The following is a 25155-nucleotide window of genomic DNA, read 5'->3' on the forward strand; positions in this document are numbered from 1 at the left end:
GGCTCACCTCGTTCCCCCGCTCCCAGCTTCACAGAACAGAGAAACCATGCCCACCAGAACATCTTTCGGACCACCGCTGCGTCGGATCAGACGCGCGATCGCACTGCTGTCGGCCGGCGTGGCGCTGACGGCAATTGCCGCCTGCGGATCCGAAGACTCGTCGTCGGCGCAGCGCGACGTCATCGACACGCTCCGGATCGGGGTGATCGGTTCGAGCAACGTCATCGCCGGACCGGTCGGCTTCGCCCACAGTCGCGGGGAACTGCTCGGGGCCTTCGCACCGCTGGGCGTCAACAAGGTCGAGGTCTTCAGTTTCCCGAACGGACCCGACCTCAACCAGGCGCTGATCGGCGGACGTCTCGACGTCGCGAGCTACGGCGACACCCCCGCGCTCGTCGCTCGCGGCTCGGGGCTGCAAACCCGCCTGTTGACGATCAACCAGTTCGACAACGATGCCGGTGTGGTGGCCAAAGACCCGTCGATCCGTTCGCTGGCCGATCTGGCCGGCAAGAACATCGGCGTGCCGAAGGGGTCCTACATCGACCGCTATCTACAGGGCGCATTGGCCGAGCGGGGCATCACCGCGAATCTGATCCACCTGTATCCGGCCGATCAGGAGGCTCCGCTGAACTCTGGTGAGATCGACGGCGCGGCGCTGCCCGGCGTCATCCCGTCCGTGGCGCTGCAGACCTTCGAGGGCAAGGGGTTCCACCTCGTGGACTCGGTCTACCGGGACCATCCCGATCTCGCCGGCACCAGCGTGACAGTGAGCAGCGAGCAGTTCCTGGAGAAGAACCCGGAATTCGCCGCGACGTGGCAGCAACTGCACGCGTCGTCGGTCCGCTTCGCGAAGGCGAACTGGGACGAGTACCTGCGATTCGAGCTGGGCAACTCCAAGGCACCCGAAGCCGCGGTCCGTGCCGCGGCCAACCCGGAGGGTTATTCCGAGGAGGCGTTCCCCGCGCGCGCCGTCGAATTGCTCACCGGCACCAAAGCCTTCCTGGTCCAACAGGGCAGCATCGATGACGACTTCGAACTCGACTCCTGGCTCCAGCGTCCCACCCCGGGACCGAACCCGTGACCGGGCCTCGATTCGGTGTGTGGGCCAATGTCTACGGCACGTGGGCCTCGGCACATCATCCCGCCGACCCGGTAGACGCGTCCTGGGAGCGCAACCTGGCACTGGTCCGCCGCGCGGAGGAACTCGGGTTTCACAGCACACTGATCGCCCAGCACGTGATCAACCCGTTCTCGCCGGAATGGGATCAGCTCGAGACATGGACATCGGCAGCCGCACTCGCCGCGTCGACGTCCACGATCGAATTGATCGCCGCCATCAAGCCGCTGCTGTTCCATCCGGTGGTGCTGGCCAAACAGGCCGCCAACATCGAGGAGATCTCCGGTGGTCGACTGTCCCTGAACGTCGTCAACGCATGGTTCCGCCCCGAGCTCGAGAAGGCCGGGATCGCGTTCCCCGAGCACGACGATCGCTACGGGTACGGCGCCGAATGGTTGACCATCGTCCGCAGGTTGCTCAGCGGGGAGAGGGTCTCGCACGAGGGACGGTATTTCAGCATCGACGACTATCAGATCAACCCCACCGGACGTTTCCGGTCACGTCCGGACATCTACGTCGGCGGAGAATCCGATCCGGCCCGCGACCTGGTGGCGGCCCAGGGCGACGTGTGGTTCATCAATGGTCAACCGATCGAGCGGGTCCGAGAACTCATCGCCGACGTCGGCCGGCGCGAACGGACTGGCGCGCCTATCCGTTACGGACTGTCGGCCTTCGTGATCGCCCGTGACGACGCCGAATCCGCTCAGCGCGAGCTCGATCACCACTGGAAGCTGAACGAGCTCGATCAGCCCGTCCTGGCGAACATCGCCGGCGGTGCCGACGAGAAGGCGGTGATGTTCCAGACGTTCGCGCGCTACCCCGCGATCGGCACGAACGGCGGTACCGCAGCCGGGCTCGTCGGGTCCTACGACGAGGTGGCCGACCGGATCGCGGACTTCCATCGGGCCGGGATCGAGACGTTCATGCTGCAGTTCCAGCCCTTCGAGGCCGAGATGGAACGCTTTGCGGCGGAGGTGGTCCCGCGCGTGCACGAGCGCCTCGGAGCGGCTGCCGCGGCTCCCTGAGGTGCGAGCGAAGCGAGCCCACCCAGCCCCCTGAGGTGCGAGCGAAGCGAGCCCACCCAGCCCCCTGAGGTGCGAGCGAAGCGAGCCCACCCAGCCCCCTGAGGTGCGAGCGAAGCGAGCCCACCCCGCCCCCTGAGGTGCGAGCGAAACGAGCCTCGAAGGGCTCATCCCTCACCGGACCCTTCGAGGCTCGTCGCTATCGCTCCTCGCACCTCAGGGAGCAACGGACGCCCGAGCCCATACGCGCAACACCTCAGGGAGCAACGGACGCCCGAGCCCATACGCGCAACAACTTCGGGCAGCGGAGGGCGCCCGAGTGGCGCACTCACTCAACCTGATTCGTGACCGGGCGGGCCGATGGTCTTGTCTTCTTTCTGACGGGAACAGCGCTGCCCTCACATCAGCGAACGCAGGCCGGGTTCGTGGTCGGACCGAGAGGCCGAGGGCGGGGAGGCGCGCAGGAACTCGTCGGTGGCCTGCCGGATACTGCCCGAGATGGCGTGTCCGACATGACTACCGGAGTACCAGTGCACCCGACCGCCCCAATGGCGGTGTAGCTGTTGGGCGGCGGACACCGAGGTGACGCGGTCGTTGAGCGCCGCGACCACCATTCGCCGCTCGGGCGTCGGAATCGGTTCCACCGACAGCGGATTGATCACCGACGACACCGCGCGGACCGGTTCGCTGCGCATCAGCGAGGCCAGATGACGGCCCTTGGACCCACCGCGCTCCATGTGATGGGCGAGGGTGGCGTGCATCTCCAGCATCGGCACGACGGCGAGGACCGAACTGACGCGGGGATCCATCGAGGCGACCATGGCCGCGATCGGGCCGCCGAGCGACGTCCCCGCGATCGCGATGTCGGCGGGCTCCTGACCCTCGATCCAGGTGATCAGCGAACGGATCTCGGCGATCGCCCGAATCGTGATGACGGTGTTGACCAGCGGATCGAAGCCCGGGTAGGCGACCTTCTCGACTCGGCGGGAGCCATGTGCCGGGAGGACGGGGAACACCACGTCGTAACCCAGCTTGTTGTACAGGTTGGCCGCGCGGAACGCGTAGAGATCGTCGGCGCGCCCCTGCGCCGCCCCGTGGACCCAGATCAGCCAGCGACGACCGGCCCGGCGCCGCGAGAGCACACGCACCGAGGCGATCCCGTCGGCGTAGGGGTCGGCGGCGGCGATCGACTCCGGGAGGGGCACTGCCACCGAGTAGTCGATGTGATCGAACGAGGTGGTCCCGAAGGTCTTCCGGTCACGCGAGACGATGCCGGGCGGCCCGGGGTCGAGGTGGACCCCCGAGGGTCCCAACGCGGCCAACTCCTCTGCGACACCGGTGCATCGGTGTACGCACTGCTCCACGAACTCGATCGGCGGGATGTCCCGGATCACCGAGTTGATCGCGATGAACAGCTCGTCGACGGCGGTCTCCCCGACCATCCGCGGACCGCAGTCCGCCGCCGGAACGCCGGCCTCCGGATCGCCGCGACCGGCCGCACGCGAACTGCCGATCGCACGCGGCACCACCTTCGCGAACAACCCCAGCCGAGCTGCTCCGGACTCCCAGTCGATCAACTCGCCTCCTGCGCCATCGCGTCGTCGCTCTCGTTCTCGTTCTCGCCCACCGTCTGCCGTTCGAGCGCGTCAGCGGCTTCGACGGCCGCATCCGCCACCCGCCTCAGGAACCGGGCGGGGTCGGGCATCGACTCCGGCGTCGCGATGAGGCCCATGCTGAGCTTGCCGGCGTAGCTGTACGTGGTGAGGTTGACGTCGGCGGGAGCGATGGCCAGTGCGAACGAGATCCAGTCGACGACCTCGATGTCCCCGACCCACCGCGTGGTGCGCGGACCGGGCATGTTGGCGGTGGTGATGTTGTTCATCACCAGCGGTGCACGATTCGCGGCCAGACCGCGAAAGATCGGGCCGAGCCGTCCGGTGTAGGTGGCCAGGACGTCGGTGAGTTCGAATCCGACGGCGCGCCGGCAGTGCACGGTGGCGGCGCAGCTCGCCCCCGTGGCCGCGATCCGCTCGACCGGGTCGGCCAGATCCGACCGCAGATACGCCATGGCCGTGGCGATCTCGTTGCCCTGAACACGCGTCGAGGCCAGGTCCTTGCACACTCCGAAGATGGACACCGCGACTCCCGGTTCTTCGCCGCGAGCGATCAGTTCGGCCCGGATCGCCCCGGCGATGATCCCGTGCAGCGCACCGTTCACGGTCGTGCCGGTGGCGAGCGCGAGTCGCTGCACGGCGGCGAGCGGAATGTCCCCGGACGCACAGATCCGGTCGGCGCCGCTGCGCGCGTTGAAGCTCGTCCGACGGACCGTCAACGGTTTCGGGATGAGGTCGGCGTTGCCGGCCTTGCGTTTCGCCGAGAATGCGCGCACCAGGGCCGACGCCGCGGACGGCAGATCGCGGATCATGCGCCGGGACTCCGAGCGCGCTGCACGCGTGAGTTCGTCGTCGTCGTGATCGACCCGGGTGCGGTCGACCGGCGCCTGTCCGACGCGCTCGTCGGGCCCGGCGGTGGCGGCCATGAAGGTGTTCAGTGCGGCGAGTCCGTCGGCGACGGCGTGATGGACGCGCACCACGACCGCCTGCCGCCCGCCGGCGAGACCGTGAACGAGGGTCAGCCCCCACAGCGGTCGGCTGCGGTCGAGTTGCCGGACCGCGAGTTCGGACAGGATCTCGTCGAGCTCGGCACGTCCCCCCGGCGCGGCGACCCATCGCTCGTCCAGGTGCTGCCACACGTCGAAGTCGTTGTCGCGCACCCAGAACGGACGGGCGCCGTGTCCGCGCGCCCAGGCGAGCCGCTGGGTCGCGCGTGGGAACATCCCGAGGTGGTCGGGCAGTACGCCGGCGATCTCGGTCAGGCTGAGAGGGCGGCCCCGCCGGGCGGTGTCGAGAACCGCGACCTTGAGCGTGTGCATCGGGTTCGACGCCGACTCCATGTTGAGCATGAGCGCGTCGGGACCGGACATCCGTTCGGCGTCCGGAGTTCTGCTGGATCGGTCGATCTGCCTGACAGAATGCATGATTCAGCTCACCTTCCGTTGATTCGACGGGCCGGCATCGAGTTCGCGCTTGAGGATCTTGCCGGTGGCGTTGCGCGGCAGTTCGTCGAGGAAGTACACGTCGCGCGGGACCTTGAACCCGGCCAGTTGGTCACGGACCTGCTGCTGGATGTCGTCGGCGCCGATCTGCGCTCGCGGGGCCCGCACCACGTGGGCGACGAGTCGCTGACCGAATCTGTCGTCGTCGACACCGGTCACCGCGACCTCGAGCACCTCGTCGAGGGCGCCGATCACCTGCTCGACCTCGAGCGGGTACACGTTCTCCCCGCCCGACACGATCATCTCGTCGTCGCGACCGACGACGAAGAGCAGGCCGTTCTCGTCGAAGCGGCCGACATCGCCCGAGACCATGTGCCCGTCGCTGAAAGCCTTGGAGTCCGAACTGGTGTAGCCGTCGAAGCCGGAGTTGTTCGCGACCACGATGCGGCCGACCTCGCCGACGGGGACCTCTCGGTCGTCGTCGTCGAGAATGCGGACACTGGTACCGATGAGCGGTCGACCGGCGGTGTCCGGCGCGACGCGAAGATCAGCGGGGGTGGCGGTGGTGATGAGCCCGGCCTCGGTGGCGTTGTAGCTGTTGTAGACCACGTCGCCGTACCGGTCGAGGAATGCGACGAGTGCGTCGGAGCGCATCCGCGACCCGCTCGCGGTGGCGAAGCGCAGAGTCGGCATCGGATGGTCGTCGAGGACCTCGTCGGGGAGATCGGTGATGCGCTCGAGCATCACCGGTACGACGGCGAGGCCGGTCGCCGCGTGGTCGCGGACCAGTTCGAGCGTCGCCACCGGATCGAAGCGGCGGCGCATGATCATCGTGCACGTCATCGTCGCCGCGATCGCCACCTGCCCGAACCCCCACGCATGAAAGATCGGCGCCGCGATGACAGTCGATTCGCCTGCGCGCCAAGGAATCCTGTCCAGCATCGCCGCCAGGGAGGCGACGTCGGTGCTCCCGCCGCGACGCGCTCCCTTCGGCGTTCCGGTGGTTCCCGAGGTCAGCAACACGATGCGGCCGGCGCGAGCGGGCCGTCCGGGACGGGTTCCGCTGTTCGCACCGATCAGGCCGTCGACGGTGGCGCCCCGGTCCGACTCGCCCTCCGTCCACGCGTGGATTCGCCTCATCTCCGGAAGTCGCTGCGCCGCAGGCTCGACGACGGCGTCGAACTCGTCGTCGGCGATGAGGACGTCGGCCTGCTCACGGGCGAGTACGTCGGCGAGCTGGGGTCCGGCGAAGCCGGTGTTGAGGAGCACGGCATCGGCACCGAGCCGCGACGTCGCGGCGAGCGCCTCGATGAGACCGCGATGGTTGCGGCACAGGATGGCGACGGTGGTTACGGACGCGCCGGGGAGGTCACGGAGTCCGACGGCGAGTGCGTCGCAGCGGGCGTCGAGTTCACGCCAGGTGAGCTGTCCCGCCTCGTCGATGAGCGCGATGCCATCGGGATCGCGCGCCGCGGCGAGGCCGATCCCGCTCACCGGGGACGCACCGCCGTGCCGACGGAGGTTGAGCCCCATACGGATATAGCGGTCGACTCTCGACGAGCCGAGGAAGCCGCTGCGGATCAGGGTACGAACGAGCCACAACGCGGTGGTGACGCGCTCGCGGAGGTGCGAGATCATCGTCGTCTCCTCGTGGTCAGCCCAGAACCGGGAACCGGCGGGCGCGGGCGAGGTGGTCCAGTGCGTGCTGCATGCGTTTGCGGACCATCTGGTCCACCTCGTCGTATTCGGGGTTGTTGCCGAACTCGGCGGTGATGTCGATCGGGTCGAGAACCTCCGTCACCAGCTTCGACGGCAACGGGATGTTCGGCGGGAGGTGCGCGGTCAGACCGAACGGGAAACCGAAGGCAAACGGTGCCGTATCGGTACGGATCAGCTTGTCGAGTCGCAGGATTCGAGCGAGCGTGTCGCCACGATTGAGGAACAGCTGCGTCTCCTGCCCACCGATGGTGACGATGGGGACGATCGGCACGCCGGCCTCGAGAGCGGTGCGGATGTAGCCGGTACGACCGTGGAAGTCGATGGTCGCGCTCTGGCTGCTCGGGCGGAGAGCCTCCCATTCGCCGCCGGGGAACACGATCGTCGCAGCGCCCGCCCGCAGCGCGGCGACCGCGTTCTTCGGGTGAGCCGGGAGGAACCCGACCTTGCCGAAGATCTGTCTGCCCGCCCCGGTGAAGATGAGGTCGTGGGCGAGGGTGTACAGCGGCCGGTCCGCCCCGAATTCGTCGGCGAACGCCACGCTGATCACCGGGACGTCGAAGGCCATCAGTCCGCCGGAGTGGTTGGACACGAGCAGTGCACCGCCGTCGGGCACCTTGTCCATACCCCGCACCTCGGACCGGAAATAGGTTTTCGCGACGAGTTTCAGGACGGGCAGGACCCGCTTCACCCAGGTCTCGTCGCGTGCGGTGAGGTCGAAGGTCTCGGCGCTCATCGATCACATCTCCTGTGGGATTGCATCTGCGGTTCGCGCGGATCACCGCTTGATCAGCCGGGGCGAGCCCTCCGACCGGGGTCGATGTCCTCGGAACCGCAAAATGAGAACACGTTCTAGTGGTTGAATTAGAACACGTTCTACATAGCGTCGCCACACTTCGTTACCTATGCCACAACTGACTGATCGGTAGCCACATGGAGTTCATACTGGAGGACATCTCCGAAGCCGAGGTCGCGCGTCGCCGCGCGGTCTACACCCCGCTCACCGACACCGTTCGCGATCTCGTCGACGCGGTGATCCGCACCGAGGTGGCCGAGGAGGACCTCGACGAGGCGCGCCGGCGGATCGCCGAGGTGGTGGCCGACCTGCGCAGTCGGCAGATGGACGGCGCCTTCGGGGTGCGACACACGCGCGAGAACACCGGCATGGCCTGGGGAAACGCGGTCATCGGCGTCCGCAACGCGCTGGCGCCGCCGCTCGACGTCGTGCACGTGGCCGACGGGGTCCGGAGCGAATTCACGCTGGGCGCGGCCTACGAGGGTCCACCCGGGCAGGTCCACGGCGGGGTGTGCGCGCTGGTCCTCGATCACGTCCTGGGCAACGCGGCGAGTGTGGAGGGCCCCTGTTACACCGGCACCCTCACCGTCCGGTACGGGCGGCCGACACCGCTGGGCGCGCTCGTCGCGCAGGCGTGGGTGACCGAGCAGAACGGACGCAAACGCATCGTCCGCGGCACGATCTCGGATGCCGACGGGGTGACCTGCGAGGCCGAAGGTGTGTTCATCGTGCCCCGGTCCGCGGCCGACGTCCCGTCGGTGCGCTGGTCGGCGGGCTGATGCGCGCCGCGGTGACCGCCCCGGGAGAGTCCGGCGCGGGCGACTTCCTCTCGGGCGGATTCGTCGTCGACGACCGACCCGACCCCACCCCCGGTCCCGGCGAGCTGGTGCTGCGCGTGGCCGCGAACGGCATCTGCGGTTCCGATCTGTCGACCGCGCCGCTGCTACCGAGCGGGACGATCATGGGTCACGAGTTCGCCGGCGAGGTCGTCGGTGTGGGACCCGAGGACCCGGACGTCCCCCACTCCTTTCGAGTCGGCGACCCCGTGGCCGCCATGCCGGTGATCGGGTGCCATCGGTGCCGCGCCTGCCTCACCGGTGACGTCGCCCGCTGCCCATCGGCACGAACCCTGGGACTCGGCATCCTGCCGGGCGGGCTCGCCGAGTTCGTCGCGGTCGGGGCGGCCGAGAGCGTGCTGCTCGACGGCATCGACCCGGTCGACGGCGCGCTCGTCGAACCGCTCGCAGTCGGATTGCACGCCGTCACCCGCGCGTCCGTCCGTCCCGGCGATCGGGTGCTGGTACTCGGCGCGGGACCAGTCGGTCTCGCTGCGCTGCACTGGCTGTCACGCGGAGTGGCCACCGAGCTGGTGTGCTCCGACCCGTCCCCGGGCAGGCGGGCGGCGGCACTCGATCTCGGCGCGTCCGCGGTGTGCACCCCCGACGAACTCCCCGCCCAGGTCGAATCGGGCTTCGACGTCGTCATCGAGTGCGTGGGCAAGCCGGGGATGATCGCCACTGCGCTGGACGCGGTCGCGACTCACGGCACCGTCGTCATCGCGGGCGTCTGCTTGAGCGACGACTCGTTCATGCCGGTCGCCGGGGTCGTGAAAGAGACCACGATGTACTTTGTCTCGTACTACACGGCGAGCGAGTTCCGCACCGCCGCAGCCGAGTTGAGCAAAGGCGCGATCGGGTCGTCGACGCTGGTCAGCGAGATCGTCGGGCTCGGCGAGGTGGACCGTGTCGTCCGGGAGCTCGCCGCGCCCAACGACCACCGGAAGGTGCTCATCGCGCCAGCGATGCCGGGCGTCCGCTGATCGGGACTCGCGGCCGGCGCCACACCCGGCGTACGGTCTCTGGGGTGAACAGTGCCGTTCCCGTGACCCCCGAGCCGTTCAGTACCGACGAGGCGCAGCGGGTGCGCGCGATCTGGTCAGACCTCGACCTGCCCGGCATCGTCGACGTGCACACCCACTTCATGCCGCGCCCGGTCATGGACAAGGTCTGGGCCTACTTCGACTCGGTCGGGCCACTGGTCGGACGCGAGTGGCCGATCACCTACCGCGCCGACGAGGACGTCCGGGTGTCCACGCTGCGGGACTTCGGGGTGCGGGCCTACTCGTCACTGGTGTACCCCCACAAACCGAACATGGCCGAGTGGCTGAACGGCTGGGCGCACGACTTCGCCGCGGGCCATGACGACTGCCTGCACACAGCGACGTTCTATCCGGAGGAGTCCGCCCACACCTATGTCTCCCGCGCCATCCAAGCGGGAACCCAGGTGTTCAAGTGCCACATCCAGGTCGGCGACTTCTCCCCCACCGATTCGCTTCTCGACGGCGTGTGGTCCCAGATCGCCGATTCGCAGGTCCCGGTCATCATCCACTGCGGGTCGGGGCCCGCGCCCGGCACCTTCACCGGACCCGAACCGATCCGCGAACTGCTGCACCGGTTTCCGTCGTTGCCGCTGATCGTCGCGCACATGGGGATGCCCGAGTACACCGCATTCCTCGACCTCGCGCTCGAGTACCCGAACGTGCACCTGGACACCACGATGGCGTTCACCGATTTCGCCGAGGAAGACGCCCCGTTCCCGGCGGACTACCTGCCGCGACTGGCCGACGCCGGCGAGAAGATCCTGTTCGGCAGCGACTTCCCGAACATCCCCTACGGCTACACCCACGCCATCGAGGCGCTCATCCGCCTCGACCTCGGGGCCGACTGGCTCCGAGACGTGTTCTACCGCAACGGCTCCAGGCTCTTCGGGATCGGCTGACCCAGGCGGCCGGCGAGCGCTTACAGGACCTGGGACAGGAAGGTCCGCAGGCGGTCGGACTTCGCGTCGTCGAAGACTTGTTCCGGCCGGCCGGTCTCGACGACGGCTCCGTGATCCATGAACAGCACGTTGTCGGAGACGTTGCGCGCGAAGCCCATCTCGTGGGTGACGACAACCATGGTCATCCCCTGGGTGGCCAGGTCGGCCATCAGCGCGAGGACACCCTTGACGAGTTCGGGGTCGAGGGCGGACGTCGCCTCGTCGAAGAACATGACCTCGGGGGTCATGGCGAGCGCACGCGCGATGGCCACCCGCTGCTGCTGGCCGCCCGAAAGGCGTGCCGGGCGCACGTCGGCCTTGTTCGTCAGCCCGACGATCTCGAGCTGCCGCAGGGCGACCTCACGGGCCTCGTCCTTGCTCAGGCCCTTCAGCTTCCGCGGTCCGAGTGCGACGTTGTCGACGACGCTCTTGTGGGGGAAAAGGTTGAAGTGCTGGAACACCATGCCGATCCGGCGTCGGAGCTCGTCCGGGTTGTCCTTGAGCACGGACCTACCGTCGAGCAGGATGTCCCCCTGATCGGGTTCGTGTAGCCGGTTCAGCACCCGCAGGAGGGTCGACTTGCCCGATCCCGACGGCCCGATGACGGTCGTGGTGGTGCCGGCATCGACCTGGATGCCGACGCCCCGCAGCACGTGCTGCTTGCCGAACGACAGGTGCAGATCGGTGCCGGTCAGCGAGACGGCCTTCCGCGGGGTGGGCGCGGGCGAACCCGACGACGAGGCATTCGAGGCCTGGGAGTCGGACTTGTGGAGATCAGGCACGGGCCTATCCCTTCTCGACGACGGTCGGGGGCAGCGGGTCGTCCTGGACGTCGGCCGGTCGTCCGGTGCGCAGACGCCGGTCGATGTAGTTGACCAGGTGCGTCAGCGGGATGGTCAGGATCAGGTACATGATGCCCGCGGCGACGAGCGGCGAGAGGTTGCCCGTCTGCGCGTTCAGATCGCGGCCCACGGCGAACAACTCGCGCTGACTCGCCAGCAACCCGAGGAAGTACACCAGCGAGCTGTCCTTGATCAGACTGATGAACTGGTTCATCAGTGCCGGGAGCACCCGTCGGACGCCCTGCGGCACGACGACGAGCCGCATCGACTCGCGATAACTGAAGCCGATGGCCCGTGAGGCCTCGAGCTGACCGTCGTCGACGCTCTGGATCCCGGACCGGAAGATCTCACCGATGTAGGCCGCGGCCAGCAGGGCCAGCGCGACGGCACCCAGCCAGTATGGGTTGTTGCCGGTGATGCCCTTGACGACCGGGCCCACGCCGAGACCGACGATCAGGATGACGACCACCGCGGGCAATCCGCGGAAGATGTCGGTGTAGACCCGCGCCGGCCAGCGCAGCCAGCGCGAGCGCGAGATGCCGCAGATCGCCAGGATCATCCCGAGGATGGTGCCGAGGACTCCCGATACCAGCGACAGGATCAGGGTGTTGACCAGACCGGTCTTGATCAGCTCCGGGAATGACTCCTTGTAGAGATCCCAGTTGAAGAACGTGTCGCCGAGCTGCTGGAGCGTGCTCTTGGGCGCGGTCTCCTCTGCGGGCCCGGCCTTCTCGGCGTTCTCGGCCGCGATCGCGGCGATGTCGGGGAGCTCGGGCGTGGGAGCGGCCTTGCTGCCGGGCTTCCAGCCCTCGGGCAGTTCGCGGGGCACCCAGTCGACGTAGAGCTTCGCGTACGTGCCGTCGGCGATGATGGCGTCGAGTCCGGAGTTGAGGGCCTCGGTGAGCCGCGGCTTGTTCTTGCCGACCGCCCAGGCGACGAAGTTGTTGACGCTGAAGGTGTTCTCGACGATCGCGGTGCCATCGCCTTCACGAACCGCACCCTCGGCCTGCTGAGACGGCGCGACCCAGGCGTCGACCTGGCCGCTCTTGAGGTTCGCGTAGGCGGTGGCGTAGTCGGGGAACTTGACCGGGTCGAGTCCGAGCGTGTTGACGACGTAGTCGTCCTGCACGGTGCCCTGGACGACGGCGATACGTGTGGACGCCGACAGGTCACCGAAGCTCTTGATGGAACCACTGGTCGGCGCGACGAGGGAGAAGTAGCCGAAGTCGTAACCGTTGGTGAAGTCGACGGTCTTGCGACGGTCGTCGGTGGTGGTGATCGACGACGATCCGACGTCGAAGCGGTTGTTGGCCACCTGCGACAGCAACCCCGCGAACTCGGTGCCGTTGAACTCGATCTGCAGACCCAGCTTCGCGGCGACGGCCTTGAGGAGTTCGTTGTCGAAGCCGGTGAAGTTGCCCGCGCTGTTCACGCAGATGCTCGGGCCCGCGTCCGACAGGGTGCCGACGGAGATCTTGCCGGGCGACAGCAGCTCCAGTTGGCCGACGTCGATCTGGTCAAGCGGTGTGGTCGACGCCGTGGTGTAGCGGTCTTCCCCGCCCTGATCCGCGGCGGCGAGGTTGACCGGAGCCGCCGACGCCGACGCGAGGCCGGCCGGTGCGCAGCTGTCGGCCGGAGCGGCCTGCGCACGGGGTGCGGGTCCGCCGAGGATGGTCAGCAGTCCGACGATGGCGGCCGCGAGGGCCAGCGCGACGACGCGGACGGCGCGCGGCGCGTCCCGTCGGGCGCTACGGGATCTGTGGTTGGACACCGTGTCGACACTATCCGCACGCGCAAGAGGTGTCCCAAATTTTTGCCCGCCGGTGAGTTTAACCCGGTTGACCAGGGGGTCGTCGTCGTAGCGGCGCCTGCGAGGCGTGCGTCGAGCGCGACCGTCGGCCACGTCCGCCCACGCCGATCGTCGAGGACGCCGTGCGGAGTGACCCCCGAGGATTCTCTATCCGGATGTACGAATTGCTTGTCGGAAAGCGGTGCTCGTGCTACCAATGATACAGGGATTCGGGATTTGTAACATCATTCTTCGCCGCGCCGGAAATCAGCCCCCTCTTGAATCTCTGGCGCCCATCCCGCTATCCCACAGGCCGTCGACGTGCGGTTTTGTTGCGGCCTGCGTCCACTGTCGAATTCGAAGTGAAAGCGGGAAAAATCATGCTGTCTGCACTCTTCTACGCAATCGAGGCTTTCGACAACCTCTTGTGGGACATCGCCGAAACAATTGTCACCGGGAGCGACGAAGCCGCCGGCTCGTAGTCCCCCATCCAGTCAGGACGAGTTCAGCAGTGGGTATCGCCGGGCGATACCCACTGCTGAACCTCGACGGAGATCGCGATCAGCCTCGCGCAGCGATGCGTGCCTGGACTTCGGGCCGACGCAGCGGGGGCACTGTCTTCGGCGGTTGACGACGCTCCGGCAGGACGTCGAGCAGGGTCCGCGTCGCCGCGGTGACCGCGGTGACCGCCGCCTCGAACGCCTCGACGTTCGCCGCCGACGGATGGCGGACCCCACTCACCTTGCGCACGTACTGCCGAGCCGCGGCCTCGATCTCGTCCCCCGTCGCCGGCGGTTCCAGACCACGGAGTTCGGTGATGTTGCGGCACATGGCAGATCCCTTCGGTCGGATGCTGGTGCGGGTCGCCGCCGGGGCCGAACCGAGGTGGGGACCTCAGTCACCGATCTTGACGACCGCTTTGCCCAGGATCCGCCCTTCGGCCAGATCGGTCAACGCCTCGGGCAGCTGATCGAGCGTGTAGGTCACATTCACCTGCGGGGACATGCCGTCCGCGATCATCTGGGACAGCTCCTCGTGCAGGGTCGCGGGGAGGTTCAGCTCCGGGTGCGTGCGCACGTACTCGCCCCACGCGGCACCCACGACCGCGATGTTGCGGAACAGGACGCGGTTGAGCTTGACGGTCGGGATACCGCCCGCCGCGAAGCCGACCACCACGTACCGGCCGTCGGGCGCCACCTGGCGCAACGCCTCGTCGAACACCTCACCGCCGGACGGATCGATCATCACGTCGACACCCTTGGGGAAGATCTCCTTGAGCGCGGTCCCCCAGCCCTCTTCGAGCTGGACGATCTCGTCCGCCCCGGCACTGCGCAGCAGTTCTTCGGCACCCTTGCGGTGGACGATCGCGACGACCTTCGCGCCGAGCGCCTTGGCGACCATGATCGAGGCGGTGCCGACGCCACCGGCAGCACCGAGCACTCCCACGACCTCACCCTTCTGCAGGTGGGCGCGGGTCTTCAACGCGAACAGGGCCGTCTGGTAATTGATGCCCATCGCCGAGCCCTGCTCGAAGCTCAGCCCTTCCGGCAGCGGGAGCAGCTGTTCGGGTGCGGCCGCGACCTGTTCGGCGAAACCCCCCACGATCGACGCGACGAGGACCTTGTCACCGACCTTCACCGTCGATCCCTCGGGCGCCGAGCGCACCACCCCGGCCACCTCGGTTCCGGGCGTGAACGGCGTGGGGACGCGGAGCTGATACTTGCCCTGGCTCATCAGGACATCGGGGAAACACACCCCGCATGACTTCACATCGACGAGGACCTGACCGTCGGCGGGTACAGGGTCCGGGACGTCTTTCAGTTCGAGTCCGGAGGGGCCTGTCTCTGCATTGAGTACCTGAGCTTTCATACGGCTCACCCTACGCGGCGGCGCTCACAGACCCGATAGGATCTGGTGCCATGTCACACCCCACGGCCCAGCTGCCGAGCGCACCGTCCCCCGAACGTCTCCGAGTCGCCGAGGAGGCCCCCGGGTTCATGCCGCTCGACGAGGCGCAGACACTGTTCGAGATCGCCGGAGAGTATCTGTCGCAACCGGATTCGACGAAGGTCGGCGTCGAGATCGGTACATACTGCGGCAAGTCGACGGTGTTCCTCGGTTCCGCGGGCGAGGCACACGGCGCCGTCATCGTGACCGTCGATCACCATCGCGGTTCCGAGGAGCACCAGCCCGGGTGGGAGTACCACGACGAATCGCTCGTCGACGCGCACACCGGCACGCTGGACACCTCGGCACGCTTCCGCCGCACCATGTTCGACGCCGGACTCGACCAGACCGTGGTGGGGGTGCTGGCACCGTCGACGGTCGCGTCGAGGGTCTGGGGCACGCCGGCCGACTTCGTGTTCATCGACGGCGGCCACAGCATGGAGGCCGCACAGAACGACCTCGACGGCTGGGCGCCATGGGTGCGCATCGGCGGCGCCCTGCTCATCCACGACGTCTTCCCCGACCCGGCCGACGGCGGGCGGCCGCCGTACGAGATCTACTGCCAGGCACTGGAAACCGGGCAGTTCACCGAGGTCAGGGTCGAGGGATCGCTGCGCGTGCTGCGTCGCGATTCGGGTGATGTCGGTGCGCCGCTGACACCGAAGGTCTGACGCGCTGCGCCAGTGCGGGCGCTAGGCTTCCGCGGCCAGCGCCCGCACCTTGCCCAGCACGTCGGGATAGCGCTTCAGGTGCGCACCACCGTTGACGTCGAACGCGGCGCCGGTGATCCATCGCGCCTTGTCGGAGGCGAGAAATGCGATGGTGTCGGCGATCTCGGACGTCTCACCGCTGCGGCCCAGCGGGGTGTTGTCGAGATAGTCCTCGGTCAGACCGGGGACGAAACCGATCCCCTCGGTCAGCGGGGTCATGACCAGCCCCGGTGACACCGCGTTGACCCGGACCCCACGCTCGGCGAGTTCGAGGGCGGCGACCTCGACGAGCATCAGCACACCGGCTTTCGAGGCGCAGTACGCGCCCATCCCCGCACCGGGTTGCCGACCGTTGAGCGACGCGATGCAGGTGATCGACCCACCGTCGACGATCCGTCGGCCGGCGTGTTTGACCACCAGGAACGTTCCGGTGAGACAGACGTCGACGGTGTGGCGCCACGCACTCAACTCGAGGTCGGTGAGCGGTCCGGGGTCGGAGAGTCCGGCACAGTTCACCGCGGTGTCGAACTCGCCCACATCCTCGAAAACGGCTGCGACCGAGTCCTCGTCGGTGACGTCCAGCCGGACCGCGCGCACCGCATCGCCTCGTTCGGCGGCGACCGCCTCGGCGCGCACGAGGTCGACGTCGGCGACGACCACCTCTGAACCGGCATCGGCCAACGCGTCGACGGTGGCGAGGCCGATACCCGAGGCGCCGCCGACGACGATCGCCCGACTCATCGGGCCCCGGCCTCGACGGGGTGGCCCTTGGTAACCAGATGCCGTGTCAGGAAACCGATCTCGTGTTTGACGCAGGGTTCGAACCAGTCGTTCCCGGCGAACACGTCGAAGTGGTCGCACGGGTAGTGCCGCACCTCGGCGCGTGCCTTGAAGGCCGTCTTCGACGCGGCGTATGGCGGTGCGACGGAGTCGAAGTCGGCGATCTGGAACAGCACCGGAGCGGAGACCCGATGCGCATACTTGTCCGCGCGGAAGCCCCCGATCTCCAGGCCGACCGAGGCGTCGACCTCGTTGCGCCAGGACGGGCCGGCAATCGCCTGGTAGCTCTCCTGATAACCGGGCGCCGTCAGCGCGGCGCCGGTGTCGCCGGGTTGCCCCACGACTCGCATCATCCTCGGGGCACGTCCGAGGCGTCGCGACACCGCACTGGCCACCGCGGTCGCGGTCGACTTCGCGATCGCCGCCCCGCCGTTCTGCGCGTAGGCGACCCGGCCGGCGGCCGGCCCGTTCACGAAGGGGATGACGGCGATCACCGCGGCAACGTCTTCGCGGTCCGCGGCCACGGTCAGTGCATGGCCACCGGATTGCGAGACACCCCACAGGATGATCCGACCGGGATCGACGCCCGGCTGTTTCTTCGCGGCCACGATCGCGGCACGGTAGTCATCGGCCTGACGTTCCAACGAGATCTGTTGCCGTGGTTCTCCTCCCGACAACCCGAAGCCGCGATAGTCGAACGCCAGCACCGCCAGGCCCGCCTCGGCGAAGCGCTGGGCGTAGGGGCCCAGACCGGAGTCCTTGGTCCCGGCGAAGCCATGGGCCATCACGACGACGGGCCGTGTGCCGTCGACCTCGAAGGGCGACGATGCCGCGCCCGGTAAGAACCAGGCGTCGCACTCGGCGTCCGACGAGGAGAAGCGCACGGTGGTCGCACCGTCCGGTGTGCTCATGCCGAGGCTCCCTTCGAGACCAGTTCGGAAGCGACGCCGGCCCATTCGGTCGGCCCCTGCTGCTGGGCCCGGCGGATGCCCGCCGGGATCTCCTTGGTCCGCATGTTGTGTTCGTACAGATAGTGATCGAGCTGCTGGGTGTGCCGCGGGCGATCGAGCATGTGGCCGGTGTAGTAGTGCATGTCGGCCTCGATCGTCTGCTTCATCTCCGGCACCGACGGGAGCCGGTAGTGACCTGTGGCGTACGCGCCGATCAGGCGGGCCTGACATTCGACGAACGGGAACAGCGTCGGGACCGCTTGCGCGAAACCGGCGAAGACGAGGTCGTCGATCCCCGGGTAGAACATCCGCTTGTACAGGTCGATCCGATTGTCCGGGGCGCTGATGAACTCGGGATCGAAGAACGGGAAGGTGATGTTGTATCCCGTTGCGTAGATGATGATGTCGAAATCATCGGAGGTGCCGTCGTCGAAGTGAACCGTCGACCCGTCGAATCGGTTGATGTTGGGCTTGGGGATGACATCACCGGAGCCGAGCCGGAGCGGCAGCTCGACCGACTGGGTCGGATGTGCTTCGAAGAACTTGTGATTGGGCGTCGGTAGTCCGTAGTCCTCGGGACGTCCTGCCGTCACGGGCTGCATGACCTGGACGAACTTCCGCTGCCACGACGTGGGCAGGTACGGCGTCGACCGGTAGTACTTGTCGGCCGGTTTGCCGCCGAAGTACTTCGGGACGATCCATGCACCCGACCGCGTGGACAGGGTCAGCTTGTTGTCCAGTGCCTTCGACGACAGCTCGACGGCGATGTCGGCCGCGCTGTTGCCGAGTCCGACGACCAGGATGCGCTTGCCCATGAAGTCGTGCGGGGTGCGCGGGTCGATGTAGTGGTGGGCGTGCATCTCGATGCCGTCGAACTCGCCCGGGAAGTCCGGCCACCGGGGGTCCCAGTGGTGCCCGTTGGCGACGACGAGCAGATCGAACCGGCGTCGCTCGCCCAGCTGGGTCTGCAGTTCCCAGCCGCCGCCGTCGAGTCGGGTCGCGTGTTCGATGCCGTTGGTGAACTCGATCGACGAGTAGAGGTCGAAGGCCTCCGCGTACGAGTCGAGATAGGCCTTCACCTGGGTGTGGTGCGGGAAGTCCGGGTACTCGTCGGGCATCGGGAAGTCCCGGAACGACAATTGGTGCTTGGAGGTGTCGATGTGCAACGAGCGGTATGCGCTGCTGTGGCCGTTCGGATTGCCGAACGCCCAGTTGCCGCCGACCCGGTCGGAACTCTCGAAGCATGTGTACGGAACGCCGTAATCGGTGAGCATCTTGCCTGCGGTCAGACCGCTGATGCCGGCCCCGATGATCGCGGTGGTTGGTAAAGGCACACTGCCCCCTCGTCGGACACGTCGTGGTTCGGTCGTATGGGTCTCGGTCATGCGTGTAGACACATTCTGGTTTGTGTCTACACGATGCGACGTATCGTGTACACAGAATCCGCGAACTGTCTACGACGCCGTCGTCCGTTCGCCGGAACCGCCGACGAGTACGCAGCAGTGCGCGCAGACCGTGACCGCAGGAGTGTCCGTGACCGAAGCCCCGACCACCACGGTCCAGGACCGCCTACTCGATGCGACGGAGAAGCTGCTCGCCGACAAGGGGATTCGCGCGACGACGATGCAGCAGGTGGCCGAGACGGCCGGGGTCTCGCGCGCGTGGCTCTATCGGCACTATCCCGACAAACCGTCCATGATCGGTGCCACCATCGTGCGCCTCACCGAGTCCTTCTGGCGGGACGCACGCGCCGAACTCGACGGGATCGACGACTTCGCGGGCCGGCTCACTGCCGGTGTGCGGATCGGCCGCGGCGCGTACGACGACCCCGGAACCCTGCTCATGCGGCTGCGCACCGACGAACCGACCGAGTTCGCCGAATGCGCCGGCGTGGGCGTCGTCAAGCTCGTCCCCGACCTCGCCGCGTTCTGGTTCCCGTTCGTCGAGCACGCCGCGCACCGGGGCGAGATCCATCCTGGACATGACCTGCGCGAGGTGTCCGAATGGGTTGCCCGCGTGCTGATCAGCCTGGGTACGTCGCCGGGTGAGACCGTCGACATCGACGACGCATCCCAGGTCCGACGACACCTCGAGGTCTTCATCCTCCCCGGGTTCCGCACCGATCCACGCCACTGACCGCGTCCGAGCCCCGGTCCTCCTCTGGTCTGAGTGACGCCGATCACCTAGACTGGTGTCCAGTCAACCGTCCGGCCATCCCGGGCGGCCGAACGACGCCGTCGGAGGGCACCATGGATTTCGGGATCGTGCAGTTCACCAGTGATCGCGGATTGAAGCCGCACGTCCTCGCCCCACTCATCGAGGACGCGGGATTCGCTTCCTACTACGTTCCCGAACACGGGCACATCCCCACCAGGCGCGACGCGGCGCACCCGCGCACCGGTGACGAGACCCTGCCCGACGAGCGGTACATGCGCACGCTCGACCCGTGGACATCGCTGGCCGCCGCCGCCGCGGTCACCGAACGCATCCGTCTGGCCACGGCGGTCGCCCTTCCGGTGCAATCGGATCCGATCACGCTGGCCAAGACCATCGCGACCCTCGATCACCTCTCGAACGGACGGGTGACCCTCGGCGTCGGATTCGGCTGGAATCTCGACGAACTCGCGGACCACAACGTGCCGCCGAAGCGCCGGCGCACCATGCTGCGCGAGTATCTCGAGGCGATGTCGACGCTGTGGTCGGAGGAAGAAGCCGAATACGACGGCGAATTCGTGCAATTCGGTCCCAGCTGGGCGTGGCCCAAGTCGACCCAGGCGCACATCCCGGTCCAGGTGGGTGCGGCGGGCAACGAGAAGAACTTCAAGTGGATCGCGCGCAGCGCGGACGGCTGGATCACCACCCCGGGCGAGGAGGACATCGAGGGTTCGGTGTCGCTGCTCAAGCAGATCTGGGCCGACGCGGGTCGCACCGGCGATCCCGAGATCGTCGTCCTCGACTTCCGACCGATTCCCGAGAAACTCGAGAAGTGGCGCGAGATCGGTGTCACGACAGTGCTGTACGGCCTGCCCGACGACTCGGTGGAGCGCGCGACCGGTTACCTCGCGAAACTCGCGGGAAAGTTGGGTATCGCTCCGGCAGTCGTGTAGAGGCCCGAATCCCTCTGCTAGCCTGGGTGCGTTCTGACACGGGGTGCTCCGCAACTGCGGGGCTGAGATGAGACCCGAGAACCTGTCCAGGTAATGCTGACGAAGGGATGTCATGTCTTTGCATGCGCACGCGCCGGATCCCGGCCGCTTCACCGACCACCTGTGGGAACAGACGACAGCTCTGCGAGCGTCGATCGACGATCTCGAATTCCTGCACCGCCTCGGAGACGGCACGCTGCCCCTCGAGGTGTTCCGCACCTACCTGGAGCAGGACTCGCTGTACCTGGCCGGGTACTCGAAAGCACTCGCGATCCTGGCGTCGAAGTCGCCCGACCCGCAGACCGCGGCATTCTGGGCGAACTCGTCGTCGACCGCGGCCACCGTCGAGGTCGCCCTGCACGGCGACCTGCTCGGGGGCGGCCAGTTGCCGCCGCGGCAGGGTGAGCCCGAGCCGTCGACCGCGTGCCTGGCCTATGTGTCCTACCTGATCGCCACCGCAGCGACCGAGTCGTACGCGGTCGGCGCCGCCGCGGCGCTGCCCTGCTTCTGGATCTACGCCGACGTCGGCCGGGGACTGGCGGCGAGCGCCGCCGAGGTCCTCGCCGCCGACCCGAAGCACCCGTATGCCCAGTGGGTGACCACCTACGACGCCCCGGAGTTCCAGGAATCCGCCGCCCGGGCAAGGGAACTGGTGGATGCGGCGGCGGCGTCGGCCGGCGCGTCGGAACGGGCTGCGATGTCCGCGGCGTTCACCATCGCCACCCGGTACGAGCTCATGTTCTGGGACACCGCGCTGAACCCCTACGCATGGCCCGCCGCATGACCGGCCGCGCGCGCCGTGTCCTGGCCTGCCTCGTTGCCACCGTCGCGGTGTTGTCGACGGCCACCGCGTGCGGGTCGGACACCGCCTCCGACAACACCATCCGGTTCGCGCTCGACTGGACCCCGAACACCAATCACACCGGCCTGTTCGTGGCGCAACAGCGCGGGTACTTCGCCGAGTCCGGCCTGGACGTCGAGATCCTGCCCTACAACAACACCTCCGTCGACACCGTCGTGGACGCGGGGAACGCCGAATTCGGGATCAGCACCCACAGTTCGTCCACCTTCTCTCGGGCATCGGGCGCGCACACGATCTCCGTGCTGGCACCACTGCAGCGGTGGGCGACAGGTATCGGTGTCCGCGCCGACCGCGACGACATCACGAGCCCGAAGGACCTCGACGGCAAGACCTATGCCGGGTTCGGTGACCCCGGTGAGGTGGAGACACTCAAGCGGGTGATCCGGAACGACGGCGGCACAGGTGAATTCACCTCGGTCACCCTCGGCACCTCCGCATACGAGGCCGTCTATTCCGGGAAGGCGGACTTCACCGTCTCGTATCTCGCCTGGGAGGGCATCGAGGCCGAGCACCACGGAACGCCGATGAGGTATTTCCACTACACGGACTTCGGTTTCCCGGAGGCCTACGCGATCGTCGTCGACGCCAACGAGGACTGGCTGAACGAGAACCCGGAGCGTGCGGCGACGTTCGTACGGGCGCTGCAACGCGGCTACCAGGCTGCGGCCGATGACCCGGATGCCGCCGCCCGCGACCTCATCGCCGCCAATCCGGGCGCGTTCAACGACGAGAAGCTGGTCGTCGAGAGCCAGCGGATGCTTGCCGCCCAGTACATGAAAGACGCGAACGGCCGGGTGGGCGGGCAGACGCTCGAGCAGTGGGCCGGGAACTCCGGGTTCCTCTACCGCAGTGGGCTTCTCACGGGTCCGGACGGGTCCGCGCTCACAGCCGAGCCGGACTGGTCGACCTACTTCACCAATGATTACCTCGACGCGTCCCGCTAGCACCGGCCTCCGGCGGGCCGCGCCCGCGATCGTGGCGGTGGTGGTACTCGTCGCGGCCTGGCAGGTCTATGTCGACCTCAGCGGGGTCCGACCGCAACTGCTGCCGTCGCCGTCCCGGGTCGCGGCACAGGGGTGGGCGCATCGGGACGAGATCGGGGTGCACGCCGGGGCGACGCTTCAGGTCACCCTGATCGGCTTCGCGGTGTCACTGGTCCTGGCATGGGTACTGGCGATCATCGTCGACTTCTCCCCCACCCTGCGGCGAGCCTTCGTGCCCCTGTTCGTCGCGTCGCAGACATTGCCGATCATCGCGATCGCCCCGCTCATGATCATCTGGTTCGGCTTCGGCGTGCTCCCGAAGGTGCTGGTCATCGCCCTTGTCACCTTCTTCCCGATGGCGATCGGGTTGATCGAGGGGTTCGCGGCCGCCGATCGCGAGGCCGGCGCACTCCTGCGGAGCATGGGCGCCACCCGCCGGCAGATCTTCCGCTACGTGCGCCTGCCGTCCGCGCTCCCCCGGTTCTTCACGGCGCTGCGGATCGGCATCACCTACGCGGTGGTGGGTGCCGTGTTCGCCGAGTACGTCGGCGCCAGCCAGGGGCTCGGCATCTACATGAGCCTCCAGAAGAACTCGTTCCGCACCGACCTCGTGCTCGCGGCCGTGCTGGTGACGGCCGTCATCAGCGTCGGGCTGTATCTGCTGACATTCGCGATCGAACGCGTCGTCGTGCCGTGGGCTCGTGCCGAGAAGACCGAGCCCTCATGACCGACGACGCTCGCCGGCTCGTCGTGGACCGGCTGACGAAATCCTTCCCCCGGAGCGGCCGCGAGCAACCTCCGCGTCACGTGCTCGACGCGGTCTCGTTCACGGCGGAGCCCGGCGAGTTCGTCTCCGTCATCGGACCGAGTGGCTGCGGCAAGAGCACCATCTTCAGCATGCTCGCCGGGCTCGACGTACCCGACTCCGGCAGCGTCACCGTCGGCGGCGACGCCGCGATCGCCGGACACTGCGCGTACATGCCGCAGAAGGATCTCCTGTTCCCCTGGCGCACGATCCTCGACAACACGATCCTCGGCCTGCAGGTACAGGGTGTGCCGGCAGCCGATGCCCGTCGCCGGGCGGCGGAGCTCTTCCCCACCTTCGGGTTGTCCGGGTTCGAGGACGCGCGCCCGTCTCAGCTGTCCGGGGGGATGCGACAGCGGGCCGCCCTGCTCCGCACGGTCGTGCAGAACCGCGATCTGCTGCTGCTCGACGAACCGTTCGGCGCCCTGGACTCGTTGACCCGGACGGAGATGCAGTCGTGGCTGCAGTCGGTCTGGCAACGCTACCGGTGGACGGTGCTGATGATCACCCACGACATCCGTGAGGCCATCTACCTCTCGGACCGGGTCATCGTGTTGTCCGCCCGACCGGCGGCCGTCGTCCGCCAAGCGCGCGTCGAGCTCCCGCGGCCGCGGGAACTCGCGGTCCTCACCTCACCGGAATTCGTTGCGCTCGAAGAGGATCTGCGAGCAGTGCTGCACGACGAGGCCCGGCGCGCCCTTGCCGAGCAGAGCGACTCGGGCTCGACGCTCGCGGAATGACCGCCCGCCGGGTCACCGGTCAGGGTGTCGGTGCGACCAGACGCTGACGGACATCCCGGAAGATCCCGTTCGCGACGCTCGTCCGGCTCACCGCGTCGGCCGCGAGGACGACGGCGGCCGAAGTCCAGCAACTCTTCTCGACCGGCCAGCGCTTGCCGTCGGCGAACACCAGCCCGGTCCAATACGATCCGTCCGGATCACGGAGGTGTTGGATCGAGGCGATGAGCTCGATGGCGTCGGCGGTGTCGCCGAGCGAGTCCAGAGCAAGGGCCAGCTCACAGGTCTCGGCACCGGTCACCCAGGGCCGATGGTCCACGCATCGGACACCCTTGCCGGGGACGACGAACTGTTCCCAGCGGCGAGCGATCAGTTCCTGACCTTCGCGGCCCCGCACGGCTCCGCCGAGGATCGGGTAGTACCAGTCCATCGAATGCTCGGACGGCGGGGTGAAGATCTGCCACTCCTCGCGCCCGACATCGGACCGGATGGCATCCCCGAGCAGGCTGTGTGCGGCTGTCCAGGTCTCGTCGGGCTGGTCCATCTCGCCCGCGATGCGTATCGCACAGTCCAGAGCCTGGAAGATGCTGGCGTTGCCGGTGATCAGGGCCTCGCCGAACATCGCTCCGGTGCGGTGGTCGCCACCCCAGCGAAACGCCCCGTCCTCCCGCTGGAAACGCAGGACACAGTCGATCGCCGACCAGACGACCGGCCACATCTTCTGCAGGAACGCGTCGTCACCGGTGATCAGGTAGTGGTGCCACACCCCGACCGCGATGTACGCGCAGAAGTTGCTGTCGGTCCCGGCGTCCTCGACCTTGCCGCAGACGGTACGGATCGGCCAGGACCCGTCGTCGCGCTGCTTACGTCGCGACCAGTCGTAGGCGGCCTCGGCCTCGGCGTGAAAACCCGTGACCGACAGCGCCATCGCCGATTCGATGTGATCCCACGGATCGGTCTGCCCGCCGGGGAACCAGGGCAGCGCCCCCGACTCCTCCTGCATGCCGACGATCGCGGCGCCGGTGGCGTGCATCTGCTCGGCCGTGACCACACCGGGGACCGCCGGAGCGGTCGTCATGCG

Annotated in this window: 24 protein-coding genes and 1 riboswitch; of the genes, 12 read left to right on the forward strand and 12 right to left on the reverse strand. The window is 67.8% G+C overall.

Going from position 1 to position 25155, the window contains the following annotated elements:
• The first annotated feature begins 46 nt into the window (after window positions 1–46).
• Both MHN80_RS04165 and MHN80_RS04170 read left to right on the forward strand, forming a co-directional pair.
• A complete protein-coding gene (locus MHN80_RS04165) occupies window positions 47–1081 on the forward strand; it encodes an ABC transporter substrate-binding protein (protein ID WP_239399716.1) in 1035 nt (344 codons plus the stop codon).
• Window positions 1078–2142 (forward strand): LLM class flavin-dependent oxidoreductase, encoded by a 1065-nt coding sequence (locus MHN80_RS04170; RefSeq protein WP_239399718.1) that lies wholly within the window; start codon window positions 1078–1080, stop codon window positions 2140–2142. The genes MHN80_RS04165 and MHN80_RS04170 overlap by 4 nt, the downstream gene beginning before the upstream one ends.
• A 395-nt stretch (window positions 2143–2537) precedes the next feature.
• Here the strand turns inward: MHN80_RS04170 and MHN80_RS04175 are convergent, their stop codons facing one another.
• The 4 genes from MHN80_RS04175 to MHN80_RS04190 are packed head-to-tail and all read right to left on the reverse strand — an operon-like array spanning window position 2538 to window position 7646.
• Window positions 2538–3716, reverse strand: coding sequence for an alpha/beta hydrolase (locus MHN80_RS04175; RefSeq protein WP_239399720.1), 1179 nt, complete (start codon window positions 3714–3716; stop codon window positions 2538–2540).
• A complete protein-coding gene (locus tag MHN80_RS04180; RefSeq protein WP_239399722.1) occupies window positions 3713–5176 on the reverse strand; it encodes a wax ester/triacylglycerol synthase domain-containing protein in 1464 nt (487 codons plus the stop codon). Before MHN80_RS04180 ends, MHN80_RS04175 begins: the two co-directional genes overlap by 4 nt.
• Window positions 5177–5179: 3 nt before the next feature.
• The gene (locus MHN80_RS04185; RefSeq protein ID WP_239399724.1) at window positions 5180–6832 is read right to left on the reverse strand and encodes an AMP-binding protein; all 1653 of its coding nucleotides are present in this window, start codon (window positions 6830–6832) and stop codon (window positions 5180–5182) included.
• Window positions 6833–6848: 16 nt separating this feature from the next.
• Window positions 6849–7646, reverse strand: coding sequence for a 1-acyl-sn-glycerol-3-phosphate acyltransferase (locus tag MHN80_RS04190; protein ID WP_239399726.1), 798 nt, complete (start codon window positions 7644–7646; stop codon window positions 6849–6851).
• Between the two features lie 197 nt (window positions 7647–7843).
• Here MHN80_RS04190 and MHN80_RS04195 point away from each other — a divergent pair, with 197 nt between their 5' ends.
• From MHN80_RS04195 to MHN80_RS04205, 3 genes are read left to right on the forward strand one after another with little or no spacing between them, the layout of a single operon-like run.
• Window positions 7844–8485 carry a PaaI family thioesterase gene (locus tag MHN80_RS04195; protein WP_004022619.1) on the forward strand — a complete coding sequence of 214 codons (642 nt, stop codon included), beginning with the start codon at window positions 7844–7846 and terminating at the stop codon, window positions 8483–8485.
• A complete protein-coding gene (locus MHN80_RS04200) occupies window positions 8485–9525 on the forward strand; it encodes an alcohol dehydrogenase catalytic domain-containing protein (RefSeq protein WP_239399728.1) in 1041 nt (346 codons plus the stop codon). Before MHN80_RS04195 ends, MHN80_RS04200 begins: the two co-directional genes overlap by 1 nt.
• Window positions 9526–9569: 44 nt before the next feature.
• The gene (locus MHN80_RS04205; RefSeq protein WP_239399730.1) at window positions 9570–10484 is read left to right on the forward strand and encodes an amidohydrolase family protein; all 915 of its coding nucleotides are present in this window, start codon (window positions 9570–9572) and stop codon (window positions 10482–10484) included.
• 20 nt (window positions 10485–10504) lie between these two features.
• Here MHN80_RS04205 and MHN80_RS04210 read toward each other — a convergent pair whose 3' ends face one another.
• The 4 genes from MHN80_RS04210 to MHN80_RS04225 form a co-directional block, all read right to left on the reverse strand.
• Window positions 10505–11218, reverse strand: coding sequence for an amino acid ABC transporter ATP-binding protein (locus tag MHN80_RS04210; protein ID WP_172622116.1), 714 nt, complete (start codon window positions 11216–11218; stop codon window positions 10505–10507).
• Window positions 11219–11309: 91 nt separating this feature from the next.
• Window positions 11310–13136 (reverse strand): ABC transporter substrate-binding protein/permease, encoded by a 1827-nt coding sequence (locus tag MHN80_RS04215; RefSeq protein WP_004022615.1) that lies wholly within the window; start codon window positions 13134–13136, stop codon window positions 11310–11312.
• Between the two features lie 579 nt (window positions 13137–13715).
• Complete coding sequence (locus MHN80_RS04220; protein ID WP_064570998.1) at window positions 13716–13985, reverse strand: DUF2277 domain-containing protein; 270 nt, start codon at window positions 13983–13985, stop codon at window positions 13716–13718.
• A gap of 63 nt (window positions 13986–14048) precedes the next feature.
• Window positions 14049–15023 (reverse strand): NADPH:quinone oxidoreductase family protein, encoded by a 975-nt coding sequence (locus MHN80_RS04225; RefSeq protein WP_004022610.1) that lies wholly within the window; start codon window positions 15021–15023, stop codon window positions 14049–14051.
• Window positions 15024–15073: 50 nt separating this feature from the next.
• On the opposite strand from MHN80_RS04225, the gene MHN80_RS04230 reads away from it, so the two are divergent.
• The gene (locus tag MHN80_RS04230) at window positions 15074–15772 is read left to right on the forward strand and encodes a class I SAM-dependent methyltransferase (protein ID WP_101822318.1); all 699 of its coding nucleotides are present in this window, start codon (window positions 15074–15076) and stop codon (window positions 15770–15772) included.
• 21 nt (window positions 15773–15793) lie between these two features.
• Here the strand turns inward: MHN80_RS04230 and MHN80_RS04235 are convergent, their stop codons facing one another.
• Genes MHN80_RS04235 through MHN80_RS04245 form a run of 3 tightly spaced genes read right to left on the reverse strand, consistent with a single transcriptional unit; the run spans window position 15794 to window position 18875 of the window.
• Entirely contained in the window at window positions 15794–16552 is a 759-nt protein-coding gene (locus MHN80_RS04235) for an SDR family NAD(P)-dependent oxidoreductase (RefSeq protein WP_239399732.1), read from the reverse strand.
• A complete protein-coding gene (locus MHN80_RS04240) occupies window positions 16549–17502 on the reverse strand; it encodes an alpha/beta hydrolase (RefSeq protein ID WP_239399734.1) in 954 nt (317 codons plus the stop codon). The genes MHN80_RS04235 and MHN80_RS04240 overlap by 4 nt, the downstream gene beginning before the upstream one ends.
• Window positions 17499–18875, reverse strand: coding sequence for an NAD(P)/FAD-dependent oxidoreductase (locus MHN80_RS04245; protein ID WP_239399736.1), 1377 nt, complete (start codon window positions 18873–18875; stop codon window positions 17499–17501). Before MHN80_RS04245 ends, MHN80_RS04240 begins: the two co-directional genes overlap by 4 nt.
• A gap of 193 nt (window positions 18876–19068) precedes the next feature.
• On the opposite strand from MHN80_RS04245, the gene MHN80_RS04250 reads away from it, so the two are divergent.
• From MHN80_RS04250 to MHN80_RS04275, 6 genes are all read left to right on the forward strand, one after another.
• Complete coding sequence (locus MHN80_RS04250) at window positions 19069–19677, forward strand: TetR/AcrR family transcriptional regulator (RefSeq protein ID WP_033206310.1); 609 nt, start codon at window positions 19069–19071, stop codon at window positions 19675–19677.
• 113 nt (window positions 19678–19790) lie between these two features.
• A complete protein-coding gene (locus MHN80_RS04255; RefSeq protein WP_239399738.1) occupies window positions 19791–20648 on the forward strand; it encodes an LLM class F420-dependent oxidoreductase in 858 nt (285 codons plus the stop codon).
• Between the two features lie 29 nt (window positions 20649–20677).
• Window positions 20678–20773, forward strand: a riboswitch (TPP riboswitch).
• A complete protein-coding gene (locus MHN80_RS04260; RefSeq protein ID WP_239399740.1) occupies window positions 20761–21471 on the forward strand; it encodes a TenA family protein in 711 nt (236 codons plus the stop codon). (Overlaps the previous riboswitch by 13 nt.)
• Window positions 21468–22493 (forward strand): ABC transporter substrate-binding protein, encoded by a 1026-nt coding sequence (locus tag MHN80_RS04265; protein WP_239399742.1) that lies wholly within the window; start codon window positions 21468–21470, stop codon window positions 22491–22493. Before MHN80_RS04260 ends, MHN80_RS04265 begins: the two co-directional genes overlap by 4 nt.
• Window positions 22468–23259, forward strand: coding sequence for an ABC transporter permease (locus tag MHN80_RS04270; protein ID WP_101822328.1), 792 nt, complete (start codon window positions 22468–22470; stop codon window positions 23257–23259). The genes MHN80_RS04265 and MHN80_RS04270 overlap by 26 nt, the downstream gene beginning before the upstream one ends.
• Complete coding sequence (locus tag MHN80_RS04275) at window positions 23256–24077, forward strand: ABC transporter ATP-binding protein (protein WP_239399744.1); 822 nt, start codon at window positions 23256–23258, stop codon at window positions 24075–24077. The genes MHN80_RS04270 and MHN80_RS04275 overlap by 4 nt, the downstream gene beginning before the upstream one ends.
• 19 nt (window positions 24078–24096) lie before the next feature.
• Here MHN80_RS04275 and MHN80_RS04280 read toward each other — a convergent pair whose 3' ends face one another.
• A complete protein-coding gene (locus MHN80_RS04280) occupies window positions 24097–25152 on the reverse strand; it encodes a prenyltransferase (protein WP_101822331.1) in 1056 nt (351 codons plus the stop codon).
• Between the last annotated feature and the right edge of the window lie 3 nt (window positions 25153–25155).

Source organism: Gordonia sp. McavH-238-E (genome assembly GCF_022348225.1).
GTDB lineage: Bacteria > Actinomycetota > Actinomycetes > Mycobacteriales > Mycobacteriaceae > Gordonia > Gordonia terrae.

Bases quoted from the DNA above. Each gene is read 5' to 3' on its own strand.
- MHN80_RS04165 (WP_239399716.1), top strand. From the start codon at position 47: ATGCCCACCAGAACATCTTTCGGACCACCGCTGCGTCGGATCAGACGC.
- MHN80_RS04180 (WP_239399722.1), bottom strand. From the start codon at position 5,176: ATGCATTCTGTCAGGCAGATCGACCGATCCAGCAGAACTCCGGACGCC.
- MHN80_RS04185 (WP_239399724.1), bottom strand. From the start codon at position 6,832: ATGATCTCGCACCTCCGCGAGCGCGTCACCACCGCGTTGTGGCTCGTT.
- MHN80_RS04190 (WP_239399726.1), bottom strand. From the start codon at position 7,646: ATGAGCGCCGAGACCTTCGACCTCACCGCACGCGACGAGACCTGGGTG.
- MHN80_RS04195 (WP_004022619.1), top strand. From the start codon at position 7,844: ATGGAGTTCATACTGGAGGACATCTCCGAAGCCGAGGTCGCGCGTCGC.
- MHN80_RS04200 (WP_239399728.1), top strand. From the start codon at position 8,485: ATGCGCGCCGCGGTGACCGCCCCGGGAGAGTCCGGCGCGGGCGACTTC.
- MHN80_RS04220 (WP_064570998.1), bottom strand. From the start codon at position 13,985: ATGTGCCGCAACATCACCGAACTCCGTGGTCTGGAACCGCCGGCGACG.
- MHN80_RS04225 (WP_004022610.1), bottom strand. From the start codon at position 15,023: ATGAAAGCTCAGGTACTCAATGCAGAGACAGGCCCCTCCGGACTCGAA.
- MHN80_RS04230 (WP_101822318.1), top strand. From the start codon at position 15,074: ATGTCACACCCCACGGCCCAGCTGCCGAGCGCACCGTCCCCCGAACGT.
- MHN80_RS04235 (WP_239399732.1), bottom strand. From the start codon at position 16,552: ATGAGTCGGGCGATCGTCGTCGGCGGCGCCTCGGGTATCGGCCTCGCC.
- MHN80_RS04240 (WP_239399734.1), bottom strand. From the start codon at position 17,502: ATGAGCACACCGGACGGTGCGACCACCGTGCGCTTCTCCTCGTCGGAC.
- MHN80_RS04255 (WP_239399738.1), top strand. From the start codon at position 19,791: ATGGATTTCGGGATCGTGCAGTTCACCAGTGATCGCGGATTGAAGCCG.
- MHN80_RS04260 (WP_239399740.1), top strand. From the start codon at position 20,761: ATGTCTTTGCATGCGCACGCGCCGGATCCCGGCCGCTTCACCGACCAC.
- MHN80_RS04265 (WP_239399742.1), top strand. From the start codon at position 21,468: ATGACCGGCCGCGCGCGCCGTGTCCTGGCCTGCCTCGTTGCCACCGTC.
- MHN80_RS04270 (WP_101822328.1), top strand. From the start codon at position 22,468: ATGATTACCTCGACGCGTCCCGCTAGCACCGGCCTCCGGCGGGCCGCG.
- MHN80_RS04275 (WP_239399744.1), top strand. From the start codon at position 23,256: ATGACCGACGACGCTCGCCGGCTCGTCGTGGACCGGCTGACGAAATCC.
- MHN80_RS04280 (WP_101822331.1), bottom strand. From the start codon at position 25,152: ATGACGACCGCTCCGGCGGTCCCCGGTGTGGTCACGGCCGAGCAGATG.